This is a genomic window from Glutamicibacter sp. MOO4, assembly GCF_056934395.1.
The window spans coordinates 1492245-1505149 of the sequence record NZ_CM167800.1; the positions used below are offsets into that span (position 1 = coordinate 1492245).

Genomic DNA, 12905 nt, shown 5'->3' on the forward strand with positions numbered 1-12905 from the left:
TTTTTGATCACACCAACCTGTCACAAACTGGTCGAGGATTAAGCGTGACCGGCGGCCTTCATCTGGCGCAGCTCCTTCTTCAATTCGGAGACCTCATCACGAATCCGCGCTGCCAGCTCAAACTGCAGCTCTGCGGCCGCAGCATGCATCTGTTCGGTCATATCGCCGATCTGAGTCAACAAATCTTCGGCCGGCGCAGCCGCCAACCCATCCTTACGCACACTCGCTGAGGCCTTGGACCGCTTAGCGTCCTTGGCCAACCGGTTATTGTTCAGTAGCTCCTGCGTGTCGGCGTCTTCACGAGCCAACTGATCGGTGATGTCGGCGATCTTCTTGCGCAGCGGCATCGGATCGATCCCGTGCTCCTTGTTATGCGCTTCCTGAATGGCCCGGCGACGATTGGTCTCGTCGATCGCTTTGTCCATGGCATCGGTAATCTTATCCGCGTACATGATCACCTGGCCGGAGACGTTACGTGCGGCGCGACCAATGGTCTGAATCAGCGAGGTCGCCGAACGCAAGAAGCCCTGCTTGTCAGCATCGAGGATTGCCACTAGGGAGACTTCAGGCAGGTCCAAACCCTCACGGAGCAGGTTAATTCCCACCAGCACGTCGAAGGCACCCATACGCAATTCACGCAACAGCTCCACACGACGAATGGTGTCCACATCCGAGTGCAGGTACTGCACTCGGACCTGGTGCTCGGTCAGGTAGTCGGTCAGGTCCTCGGACATGCGCTTGGTCAAGGTAGTGACCAAGACGCGCTCATCACGCTGAACGCGCAGACGGATTTCATCGAGTAGATCATCGATCTGTCCCTTGGTGGGCTTCACGATAATCTCCGGGTCGATCAGGCCGGTGGGGCGAATGATCTGTTCCACATAACCATCGGACTTGCCCAGCTCGTACTTACCCGGGGTCGCCGAAAGATAGACGGTCTGCCCGATGCGCTGCAAAAACTCATCCCACTTCAGCGGACGGTTATCCATCGCGCTGGGAAGGCGGAAACCGTGCTCAACCAGCGTGCGCTTACGTGACATATCGCCTTCATACATGGCGCCGATCTGCGGCACGGTCACGTGCGACTCGTCGATCACCAGCAAGAAGTCGTCTGGGAAATAGTCGATCAAACAGTGTGGAGCGCTGCCGGCTTCGCGGCCATCAATGTGCCGCGAGTAGTTTTCGATGCCGTTGCAGAAGCCCATCTGCTCCATCATTTCCAGGTCATAGGTGGTGCGCATGCGCAACCGCTGGGCTTCAACGAGCTTGTTCTGCGATTCCAGCTCTTTGAGCCGTCCGGCCAGCTCGTCTTCAATCCGCTTGATGGCTTTGCCCATGCGCTCGGCGCCAGCAACATAGTGGCTGGCCGGGAAGATGTACATCTCGGTTTCTTCACGAATCACTTCACCGGTGACCGGGTGCAGGGTGTAGATCGCTTCAACTTCGTCGCCGAAGAACTCGATGCGCACGGCCTGCTCTTCGTACATTGGAATAATCTCGACCGTATCGCCACGCACACGGAAGGTGCCACGGTGGAAGTCCATGTCGTTTCGGGTGTACTGCATGGCGACAAACTGGCGCAACATCGCATCGCGGTTCAGCTCTTCACCGGTTCGCACGGTGACCATTCCGGCCACGTACTCTTCTGGCGTGCCCAAGCCGTAGATGCACGAAACGGTGGCAACAACAATGGTGTCGCGCCGGGTCAGCAAGGAATTGGTGGCCGAGTGGCGTAAACGCTCAACTTCCTCGTTGACCGAGGAGTCCTTCTCGATAAAGGTATCGGTCTGCGGGACGTAGGCCTCGGGCTGGTAGTAGTCGTAGTAGGAAACGAAATACTCCACCGCGTTATTGGGCATCAGCTCGCGGAATTCGTTGGCCAGCTGAGCGGCCAGGGTCTTATTTTGCACCAGCACCAAGGTAGGGCGTTGTACCTGCTCCACCAGCCAGGCGGTGGTGGCAGATTTACCGGTACCCGTGGCGCCGAGCAGAACAATGTCCTTCTCGCCGTTGTTTAGCCGCTCGGTCAGCTGTTTGATGGCCTCCGGCTGGTCACCGGCTGGCTCATATTCGCTGATCACTTCGAAGGGAGCGACGACCCGCTTAATCGGCTGTGCAAGACTCATAGTTCCAGCATATCCACTTGCCCCCACCGTTTGAGCCTTGCCCTAGCCAGCTTTCAGCTTAAAGGGATAACTCACTACTTGCGCATACCGTAGCGGATGGCATTACGACGCACGGTGCGGCCGATGGCGTTGCTGAAAAAGCCACAGGTTAACACGGTCGCTGCAACAACGCCCAGCAGTGCTAGCCAGCCGGAAATGTAGACCACGGGCGAATATGGGCCTTGCTCCTGGCCGACAAACTCGGCACGACCGCCAAAGCCTAGCCACAGCACCAGAGCCACCGCGAAACTCGCGAGCATCGTCCATTTGGAAATCTTGAGCATTATTTCTCCTACTACCTACGTCAACTGCGCGAAGAGAACACTGACCTGTGCCTCAAGTTCTTCTAAACTGCCGGAATTGTCCAGCACAAAATCTGCGACCGCGGCACGCTGTTCGTCACTGGCCTGCGCAGCCATCCGTGCCTTTGCTTCCTCAACGCTCCACCCGCGGTCTTGGACCATGCGACGGATCCGCTCATCATGTGGGGCTTGGATAACGATCACCGCGTCAAACCGGTCAGCTTGCCCAGATTCAACCAACAGCGGGATGTCTTCTACCACCAGCGCGTCTTCAGGCGCCTTTGCACGAAGCGCGCCAGCGGCCTCGCGCACTAGAGGATGCACAATGTTGTTCAACGTCTGCCGTTGCTGTTCATCGGCGAAGACGATCGCACCCAACGCCTTGCGATCCAGAGCGCCATCGGGCAACAAAACCTCGGACCCAAATGCGTCTTTAATCGCAGCTAAGCCGGGTGTGCCAGAGGCAACCACATCGCGCGCCAAAGCGTCGGCATCGATCACCACCGCCCCGAGTTCGGCCAATTTAGCCGCTACGGCAGATTTTCCGGAGGCTACTCCCCCGGTCAGTCCAACATGCTTCATGCTCCCAGCCTATAAACTATTAGCGATGAACACCAACGAATCGGTCGCGACCAGCTACACCACGCTCAGCGGGGACAGCGTGCACGAGCTGGAAATCAAGCGCTCGCGCTTCATCACCTACCTGTACCGCGTTGATTCGGAGGCCGCCGCGCGCGAACACATCGCGACCTTGCGCAAAACCCATTTTGACGCCCGGCACCACTGCACCGCCTTCATCCTTGGCCCTGACCGGATGACCCAGCGTTCCAATGACGATGGCGAACCCTCGGGTACCGCGGGGGTTCCGATGCTCGACGCGCTAGCTAAGCGCGATACAGAACAGGGCGGTGGCCTCTCCGACGTGCTCGCCGTGGTCGTGCGCTATTTTGGTGGCATTAAACTTGGCGCTGGCGGCCTGGTCCGCGCCTATTCCGAAGCGGTTTCCAGCGCGTTGGATCACACCACGTTAATAGGCCGCCAACGCCTACGCATCTTCACCTTGCCCGCGGCTCACGCAACGGCCGCGCGCTACGAAAACGAGCTACGGGCCGCCGGTTACCAGATCGAGCCCACACAGTGGCAGTCAACGGCCGCGCTGATCCAGATCGGCATCCCCGATACTCCCGAAGCCGCCGAAGAATTGCACACCCACATCGCTACACTCACCTCCGGCGCTGGGCAACTGGCCGCCGCCAACACCCAATGGGTTGATCTGATTTGAATCCCGCTTCGTTTTCCGACGCCGAGCTTGAGGCCCTGCTGGCTGACCTGCAGCGCTGGCCCGATGTGCAGACACCGAACCTTTTTGCCGCCGACGCTGCCGATCGGCTGATTCTGGACACCTGCGCGACGTGGCACCGCGAGGCGGGCACCTCGTGGCCCGATTCCATCACGATCATCGGCGATCACTACGGTGCGTTGAGCCTGGGCGCACTGGCCTTGGGTAGCACGCAGGTACGCGTCCACTGCGATTCGCTCACCGCACGCCAAGCCATCGAAGCCAATGTGCAGCGTTTGCTGCCCGAGCTGGCCGCGCGACTGACCTTTTACCCGCTGGCTCAAGCAGCAACGTCGGCTACCCACATTTTGCTGGCACTACCCCGCGGTCTGGATGTTTTGGACGAGCAGGTTGCCGCCATCACCGCCGTGGCGTCTGCGCAGGCCCGACTCTTTGCCGGCGGGCGCATCAAACATATGAGCCGCTCGATGAACGAGGTACTCTCCTTGCGTTTCGCCCAACTCGACGTCTCGTTGGCACGCCAAAAATCACGTGTCCTCACCGCAGCCCTCCCCTTGGAATCCCAACCCGCCAGCAAATTCCCGGCCACCGCGACCCATGAGGTGAACGACACCAGCTTTAGCCTGCACGCCGGAGCTGGCACTTTTGGTGCGGCACGATTGGATCCGGGCACCCGGCTGCTGCTGGAGAACCTGCCGGACTTAACCGAACACCACAGGTTGGTGGATTTGGCCTGTGGCAACGGGTCCATCGGCGTCTTTGCTGCGCTCACCCACCGACACCTGACGGTTGATGCGTCCGATCATTCGGCCTCCGCGGTGGCATCCACCCTGGCCGCGGCCGAGGCTAATGGCCTGTCCGCCCGCCTCACCGCCGTGCAAGACGACGCGTTGTCCCGGCTTCCGGATCACTCGGCCAGCCTGATCACGTTGAACCCGCCATTCCACATCGGCAATACCGTCACCGCTGACATCGCGTTTAAACTGATCGACGATGCCGCCCGCGTGTTGGCCCCCGGCGGTCAGCTCTTGTGCGTCTTCAACTCCCACCTGCGCTACCGCAAGGAATTGCTCCGACGTGTCGGTCCCACCACCCAGCTAGCACGCGACAAAACCTTCACGGTCACCTCTTCCATCGCAGCGCACTAAAACTTTTCCACACTTCGCACGATGCGCTCTTGCCCGCGCATCGGCACAGAGCATTCTGTGCTCATGAGCCAAACCATCAGCCAGGCGCTAGCCGAGCTATCCGAAGCGTTGCAACAGACCTCGCGACTAACCGTCGACGAGGCGCTGGCACTGGCCGAGCTCATTCCCGTTTTGCATCAGGCGGTCGGCGCCCCGGCCGGTCCCACGCCGGAAACGACTGAACCCACCGCTGAACCTTCCGTGCTCACCGCTGAACCGGCCGAGTCCTTCCGCGAGGATCCGCGTTTTGCTCTGGCTTTGGCATCAATCGCCGAGTCCGCCGCCCATCACGCGCTACGCACCCAGATCTACGCCGCCCACCTTCTCGAAGCCACCAGCGCGCATACTCTCACTGTGGACGAGCTTAATGCCCAACAAGCGGGCCCCATTGATTTCACCCGGCCTGCCGAGCGCACCGGCCAGCGTGCCACCTTCACCAGCACGTCTGCCTTGCTGTCCTCTTGGTTACACATTGAGCATCACGAGGCACTGCGGCGCGTGGCCAGCGCCAACCATGTTTTTGCCCAGTTTGATTACCAGCATCAGCAGTATCCGGCGCAGTTTCCCTTGCTGACCCAGCGGTTCCACGATTCGGCCCTGCCGCCTGCCGAAGCGCTTTCGGTGGCACGCCGGCTGGGTGCACTGGAACCGGTACGTGAAGAGTTCGACGCCCCCTCCACCTCTACGGTGCGCGGTGCCGACGGTCAGCTGCTTGAAGCCATACTCGATCACGAATTAGAAGAAGCAGACCCGGCCACCCGGCGCAAAGGCATCAACACCGTTATTAAGGCCGCCAAGGAACAGCAATCTGAAGAACAGCCCGAGGCTCAAGAAGGAATTTTCCGGCGCGGTCTGCGTCATGGGTTGGTGCGTTACGAACTTGCCCTGCGCCCCACCCGAGCCGAACTTTTCGAGTCTGGCATCGCCCAAAGTGACAATCCGCGCTCCGACGCTGGCCAGGCTGCACGTGAGGCGTTCACCGATAACAACTCCGATCCGGCCGACGCAGCCAACCCAACCAACGCGTCCGACGCGACCACGGAGCATCCCGACTTTGTCACCGATGAAGAAGCAGCCGCGAGCGAGGCCACGGACACTGCTCCCATCACCCCTGCCGCTCGACGCCTGAATGGGTTGATGTCATTGCTCGAGCTCAACTCAAAACTCCTCCAGCGACTACTTGATGCAACTCTTCACGGAGCGCAAGTTGACGCCCAGGCCACCGCCGGCTCGCAAGAGCTGAAGGTGCCAGTCATCAAACCCCAGGTCGTCGTCACGATTTCCTTGGCGGAACTTGAAGGTCGAGCAGATACATTCGGTATTACCTCCCACGGATTTAAGCTCAGCGCCACCGATCTGCGGCAAACCCTAGCCAAAGCCCGAATCATTCCCATAGTTTTGGGTGGCAAAGGCGAAATCCTAGATATTGGTCGAGCCCAACGAAAGCATCCGAATTACATGCGCCTAGGGGTCGCAGTGCGTGATCGCGGCTGCCTCGTGCCTGGTTGCACGATGGATCCGGAACGCTGCAATATCCACCACGTCTGGTTCTGGTCCGAAGGTGGAGTCACGGCAGTGTATTGGAGCGCGATGCTCTGCGATACGCACCATCACGATGTTCACGCCGGGTTGATCAAGGTCATCCCCAATGATGGTGTGCCTCAGGTGATCCTGCCGGCCTTTATGGATCCAACCCAAACGCCGGTCCGCAACCAGTACCATTTTGCGGCCACCACCTAAGCCACTGGATCTGCACACCGGAGCGTAGAAATGTGCACAGCTAAATCGCCAAGCTCCCCTCGGGCCCAGGTCTTTGAACTTGAGACCCTCAAGTAATCCATCTGTCGTCTCTAGTGTGCGTCCGAACATTCGCATCTGCTCCGCCCTTGCCCCAACGACGCTTACTGTTCGCCAATTTGAGTACCGTCAGGGTCACTGCCGCTCGTGCAGGACTCGACGTGGGCACCAATACCCGCTTAAATGCACGAAGGCCCACCCCTTTCGGGTTGGGCCTTCGTAGCTCAGCTAAAGCTAATCACGATTCCTGCACGAGGCAGAAAGCGAAATTAGTTGCCGGTCAGCTTCTCGCGCAGTGCAGCAAGAGCTTCGTCAGAAGCCAAGGTGCCTGCATCGGTGGCTGGAGCCTCCGAGGAGTACGAAGCTGGAGCTGGCTCGGAGCTACCTGCAGCAGCAGGCTCTGCTTCTGCGTCAGCTACGATTGCGGCAGCAACCTGCTTCTTGTGTGCTTCCCAACGCTCCTGAGCAGCAGCGTACTGTGCTTCCCATGCAGCGCGCTGGGTGTCGAAGCCCTCGAGCCATTCGTTCGACTCTGGGTCGAAGCCCTCTGGGTACTTGTAGTTGCCGGCCTCGTCGTACTCTGCAGCCATGCCGTAGAGTGCTGGGTCAAACTCGGTACCCTCTGGGTCAACACCTTCGTTAGCCTGCTTGAGCGACAGCGAGATGCGGCGGCGTTCCAGGTCGATGTCGATGACCTTGACGAACAGCTCGTCGCCCACGGAGACAACCTGCTCGGCCAGTTCAACGTGGCGCACTGCAAGCTCGGAGATGTGGACAAGGCCTTCGATGCCGTCTTCGACGCGTACGAACGCACCGAATGGAACCAGCTTGGTAACCTTGCCCGGTACAACCTGACCCAGTGCGTGGGTGCGGGCGAAGGTCTGCCAAGGATCTTCCTGGGTAGCCTTCAACGACAGCGAAACGCGCTCGCGGTCTAGATCGACTTCGAGAACCTCTACGGTTACTTCCTGGCCAACCTCGACAACCTCGGATGGGTGGTCGATGTGCTTCCAAGACAGCTCGGAAACGTGTACCAAGCCGTCTACGCCGCCAAGGTCCACGAATGCACCGAAGTTGACGATGGAGGAAACAACGCCCGGACGAACCTGGCCCTTTTCCAGCTTGTTAAGGAAGGTCGAGCGAACCTCAGACTGGGTCTGCTCAAGCCATGCACGGCGGGAAAGAACAACGTTGTTGCGGTTCTTGTCCAGCTCGATGATCTTGGCTTCGATTTCCTGACCGATGTATGGAGCCAGGTCGCGCACACGGCGCATCTCGACGAGCGATGCTGGCAAGAAGCCACGCAGGCCGATGTCCAGGATGAGGCCACCCTTGACAACCTCGATAACGGTACCGGTAACGACGCCGTCCTCTTCCTTGATCTTTTCGATGTCGCCCCAAGCACGCTCGTACTGAGCACGCTTCTTGGACAGGATCAGGCGGCCTTCTTTGTCTTCCTTGGTCAGAACCAAGGCTTCAACGCTGTCACCAACGGCGACAACATCGCCTGGGTCAACGTCGTGCTTGATGGAAAGCTCGCGGGAAGGGATGACACCTTCGGTCTTGTAACCGATGTCGAGCAGAACTTCGTCGTGGTCAACCTTGACGACGGTGCCTTCGACGAGGTCACCATCGTTGAAGTACTTGATGGTGGCATCGACTGCGGCCAAGAAGTCCTCAGCAGATCCAATGTCGTTAATTGCGACAACTGGTGCGCTGTTGTTCTCGTTCGAGGTGATGGTCATGTAGTAGGGACTCCGATGTGGATAGATTTGGTCAGTCGAAACCCCGGAAGTCCCGGAATTTCGAACGGGTAAAACTTGATTGCGGCCATAACTAGTGCCATGGCACTACTTGACAAGTCTACGCGTATACCAGAGTGCGGGTCAAAGCGTAACCCACTAACATCCACGTCAGCATTTTGTGAACTTCGTCATAAACCTGTGTTCAGCAGCCACTTGATCAGAACGTGTGAGGGGTGAAGGGTGCGCGATCAACTTCAAAAAGTCGCAGGCTCGCGCTCACATCCGACTCCGACTTCGTCGATGCCCGACCCGCTGCCAGCAGCTGCGAGAGCTGCACCGTACCCAAGTACAACCCCGCCAGCTCTCGTTCGCCCAGAACCACTTGGGCTACACCGGTCAGTTCTTCCGCATCAATTGCCACACGCTTTACAGTTGCCGAACCATCGGCGACCTCAAAAAGGTACGTGCCGTCGATCAGCGACAAGCGATCTGTCACGCTGATGACCAGTTGGCCCGATCGCTGGTAACCGCGAGCTTCAAAGGCGGCGATGACATCCAGTACACGCAACCACAGGACGTCGTCGGTGGAGCGCACCTGGTAGTCCCGAACGTTGTGCAATACCAAACGCATCGGATCATCCAATGCTCCTTGCCCATGGACCTGCTGCACCAAATCATGATTGGCCACGTATTCCAGCAGCTTCAACCTCGCCACGTCGCTGAGGGCAACGAGTTTGTGTACGACCATCTTTGGTTGCGCATCATCCCAACCACCGAACTTATAGGTAATGGATCCGCCGAGTTCGCCAGCTTCATCGTAGTAGGCAGCATGGCGCATGTTCTTGGCCTTCGCCAGAGAATCCCACCCTTCCCAACGGCCCAGTGCATAGCCCACATCAAATTCCGTACCATCAACCGAACCGAAAGCCTGCGCCAAGGCGTTGCGCATCAATGCTTCAAGCTGCGTTGCGAACGGCTCGGGATCGACGTCGATCACAGTGCCGGGAAGCGCAACCAGCAATTTTAGACCGCCCTCACATTTGAGCGTGAAGCGAGTCTGATAGGTGGCCGGTTCAAATCCGTAGCGACCGTAGATGCTCGCCTCGGAAGCGGTCAGTACTGCCAGCGCGAACCCACCTCTGCGCGCATAATTCAGGTCCTCCGTGATTTGCCGAGTCAAAATACCCTGCCGACGATGGGTGGGCGAAACGGTCACCGCAGTAATTTTATGCACCGCCACCGGTCGCGCTCCCCCAGCGTTGAGCAACCCCGGGAAACTCGCATAGGTGTGCACCGGCTGGCTGGCATGTCGAGATTCGGCCGGCGCCTGTTGATCGAACACCATCGTAAAGCGCAGTTTTTGCGCTGCTGCCAGCCGAGCGTAGGTGGACTCGCCCGCTTCATCGGGCAGCTCTTCATAAAACCCGAGCGCGGTGGCCCGTTGAAAAATGCTCAGGGCGCGCTGTCCATCGTCGTCCAATTGCGCAGCGTCATAACTAACGCACTTGAGTTGGCTAGGGATTGCTTTTGCCACTGTTTTGCACCCTTCATCGTTGAAGCTCAACAGGCACGCCCCATGCTGCTCGGCGGTAGGTAGTGCGGTAGATAGTACTGTGATGCCGGGCGTGAAGTTCAGTGTACTTCGCGCCCGGCAGCATCAGGGTAGAGATTTGCGCCCGTTAGTGAGCCGCCTCGTGCCAGGTCCGGCCAATGCCCGGCTGAACATCCAGCGGCACCAACAGGTCAGCGGCCTGGCCCATTTCGTGGGTCACCAACTCCTGCACTGCTTCCAGTTCCCCTTCGGCGATCTCCAAAATGAGTTCGTCATGGACCTGGAGCAGCATGCGGGAGGTAAAGTTCCCGGATTCGAGCCCCGCAGAGATCTTGAGCATCGCCACCTTAACCAGATCGGCGGCCGATCCCTGAATAGGTGCATTCAGTGCCGCGCGTTCGGCAATATCGCGTAGACGCCGATCCGAGCTGTTCAGCTCTGGCAGGTAACGACGACGGCCAAAGATGGTTTCGGTGTAGCCGTCCTTGCGGGCTTGGTCCACGACCGAACGCAAGTAGGTGCGCACCGCTCCGAAACGATCGAAGTAGTCCTTCATCAATTTGCGCGCTTCGTCCACGCCGATCTTCAGCTGCTTGGACAGCCCGAAACTGCTCAAACCGTAGGCCAAGCCGTAGCTCATCGCCTTCACCTTGGAGCGCATTTCAGAGCTGACCTCTTCTGGCTCGACGTTGAACACGCGCGAACCGACAAACCGGTGCAGGTCTTCGCCGTTTTGATAAGCCTCGATCAACCCGGCATCCTCGGACAGGTGCGCCATAATGCGCATTTCGATCTGCGAGTAGTCCACGGTCAGCAGGGTTTGGTACCCGGTGCCCACCATGAACACGTCGCGAATGCGTCGGCCCTCTTCTGAACGGACCGGGATGTTCTGCAGGTTCGGGTTGAGACTAGAAAGTCGACCGGTGGCTGCCACGGTCTGCGCGTAGGTGGTGTGGATCCGTCCATCGTCGTGCGTAGCTTTCAGCAGACCGTCGACGGTCTGGCGTAGTTTGATGGCATCGCGGTAAGCCATCAGCGCCACCAGGAACGGGTGCCCGGTTTTGACCAGCAGGTCTTGAAGTGATTCAGCGTCCGTAGTGAAACCGGTCTTGATTTTTTTGGTACGCGGCAAATCCAGCTCTTCAAACAGCACTACCTGCAGCTGCTTCGGGCTAGAAAGGTTTACCTCGTGGCCGATCGCAGCAAATGCATCGTTGGTGGCTTGATCAACCTGCGTGGTGAAGTGCGCACGCAGTTCGTTCAGTCGATCCACGTCCACTGCCACGCCGGCGCGTTCCATCTCAAAGAGGACCGGGATCAGCGGCAGTTCCATCTCTGCAGCCAGCACATCGGCGTGCTTCTCGGCCAGCTTGGTGGCAAGGAACGCGGACAGGTCGTGGATTGCCTGAGCTTGGGCCAGGGTGGGTTCGGCCAAATCAGCGGTCAGCCCCAGATCCAATTCGCCTTTCTTCGCCTGATGCACCGGCACCGCATATTTCAGGTGGTACTGCACCACGTCCTCTAGGTCGTGGCTACGCCGATCTGGCTGAATCAGGTACGCACTAATCAACGTGTCGTCCTTGATGCCCGCGATCTTCAGCCCACGTTCGATCAGCAGGTGCATGGTGGCTTTAGCGTCGTGGAAAATTTTGGGCGCGTTGGCGTCAGCAAGGAATGCTGCCAGTTCGTTCTCGGTGCCTTCCTGAAGATCTGCAAGATCAAGCCAAACGGCCTGTGCCCCACGGAACAGTGCAAGGCCCACAGCTTCATCGCCAACCACGGCAGGTTGAACGGCGATCGGCGCGGACTTACCGGCATCGATAAAGTCGCGTAATGCTTGGGCGTTGTCGGTCACCACACGGGTGAAGGCAGCTATCTCGGGGGCAACTTCCTCCTCCTGCGCTGCAAAGAGGTCAAAGAGGCGTTTACGCAGGGTGTTAAACTCCAGCGCGTCAAACAGGTTCTCGATCTCTTCGCGGTTTGGTGCCTCAAGCTCCATCTGCTCCAAGGTCACCGGCAGCTCTAGGTCGTGCTTCAGTTGGTTGAGCCGGCGGTTGCGGGTCACGTTGTCCACGTGCTCACGCAACGACTCGCCCACTTTGCCCTTGATCGAGTCAATGTTTTCCAGCACACCGGCCAGGTCCCCGTAGAGGTTGATCCACTTTGCGGCGGTCTTCGGGCCGACGCCCGGTACTCCTGGCAGGTTATCGGCGGTTTCGCCGACCAGTGCAGCAAGATCCGAGTAACGCTGTGGTGGAACAAAGTATTTGGCTTCCACCGCGGCAGCGTCCATCGGCGGAATGTCGCTAATGCCCTTTTTCGGGTACAAAACCAGGGTCTTGTCGGTGATCAGCTGGAAGGCATCACGGTCACCGGAAACCACCAGCACGTTAAAGCCTGCGTCCTCGCCCATGGTGGCCAGCGTGGCCAGGATGTCGTCGGCCTCAAAGCTTTCCAGGGTGATGGACGGGATGTTCATCGCCTTCATCACCTCTTGGATGAGGTCGATCTGCCCGTAGAACTCTTCGGGCGTCTTGTTGCGCCCGCCCTTGTACTCGGTGTACTCCAGCGACCGGAAGGTTGGAGTATCCAGGTCGAATGCGACAGCGACGTGGGTGGGCTTCTGCTGACGGATCATCGTCAGCAGCATGGATACAAAGCCGTGCACCGCGTTGGTGTGCTGTCCCGTGCTCGTCGCAAAGTTCTCCGCTGGCAGCGCGTAAAACGCGCGGAACGCCATCGAATGTCCGTCAATAATCAGCAGTCTCTTGTCCGACGCGGGTGTCGGCTTGGTAGTTTCGCTCACACCTGAAAGCCTAGTTCCCATGAACGACAATTTCACTACTCAACCCACGCA

General features: G+C 58.8%; 9 protein-coding genes. 3 read left to right on the forward strand and 6 right to left on the reverse strand.

Annotated features, from left to right (window positions below):
* Positions 1–38 precede the first annotated feature (38 nt).
* The 3 genes from uvrB to coaE all read right to left on the reverse strand — a co-directional run bounded on the left by uvrB (position 39) and on the right by coaE (position 3049).
* Positions 39–2126 carry an excinuclease ABC subunit UvrB gene (gene uvrB, locus AC1Z3F_RS06930; protein ID WP_131088445.1) on the reverse strand — a complete coding sequence of 696 codons (2088 nt, stop codon included), beginning with the start codon at positions 2124–2126 and terminating at the stop codon, positions 39–41.
* 74 nt (positions 2127–2200) lie between these two features.
* Positions 2201–2449 carry a hypothetical protein gene (locus AC1Z3F_RS06935; protein WP_262197528.1) on the reverse strand — a complete coding sequence of 83 codons (249 nt, stop codon included), beginning with the start codon at positions 2447–2449 and terminating at the stop codon, positions 2201–2203.
* A 15-nt stretch (positions 2450–2464) separates the two neighbouring features.
* Complete coding sequence (gene coaE, locus AC1Z3F_RS06940; RefSeq protein WP_483566849.1) at positions 2465–3049, reverse strand: dephospho-CoA kinase; 585 nt, start codon at positions 3047–3049, stop codon at positions 2465–2467.
* Between the two features lie 25 nt (positions 3050–3074).
* Here coaE and AC1Z3F_RS06945 point away from each other — a divergent pair, with 25 nt between their 5' ends.
* The 3 genes from AC1Z3F_RS06945 to AC1Z3F_RS06955 all read left to right on the forward strand — a co-directional run bounded on the left by AC1Z3F_RS06945 (position 3075) and on the right by AC1Z3F_RS06955 (position 6694).
* Positions 3075–3749 carry a YigZ family protein gene (locus AC1Z3F_RS06945; RefSeq protein ID WP_262197525.1) on the forward strand — a complete coding sequence of 225 codons (675 nt, stop codon included), beginning with the start codon at positions 3075–3077 and terminating at the stop codon, positions 3747–3749.
* Positions 3746–4915: a class I SAM-dependent methyltransferase gene (locus AC1Z3F_RS06950; protein ID WP_483566850.1), complete on the forward strand. Its 1170-nt coding sequence runs from the start codon at positions 3746–3748 to the stop codon at positions 4913–4915. The genes AC1Z3F_RS06945 and AC1Z3F_RS06950 overlap by 4 nt, the downstream gene beginning before the upstream one ends.
* A 63-nt stretch (positions 4916–4978) precedes the next feature.
* On the forward strand, positions 4979–6694 hold the full coding sequence (locus AC1Z3F_RS06955; RefSeq protein ID WP_262197521.1) for an HNH endonuclease signature motif containing protein: 1716 nt from the start codon (positions 4979–4981) through the stop codon (positions 6692–6694).
* A 326-nt stretch (positions 6695–7020) separates the two neighbouring features.
* Here the strand turns inward: AC1Z3F_RS06955 and rpsA are convergent, their stop codons facing one another.
* The 3 genes from rpsA to polA form a co-directional block, all read right to left on the reverse strand.
* Positions 7021–8496: a 30S ribosomal protein S1 gene (gene rpsA / locus AC1Z3F_RS06960; RefSeq protein ID WP_131088449.1), complete on the reverse strand. Its 1476-nt coding sequence runs from the start codon at positions 8494–8496 to the stop codon at positions 7021–7023.
* Between the two features lie 217 nt (positions 8497–8713).
* Complete coding sequence (locus AC1Z3F_RS06965) at positions 8714–10030, reverse strand: GNAT family N-acetyltransferase (RefSeq protein WP_483566851.1); 1317 nt, start codon at positions 10028–10030, stop codon at positions 8714–8716.
* Between the two features lie 145 nt (positions 10031–10175).
* Complete coding sequence (gene polA / locus AC1Z3F_RS06970) at positions 10176–12875, reverse strand: DNA polymerase I (protein WP_483566852.1); 2700 nt, start codon at positions 12873–12875, stop codon at positions 10176–10178.
* Between the last annotated feature and the right edge of the window lie 30 nt (positions 12876–12905).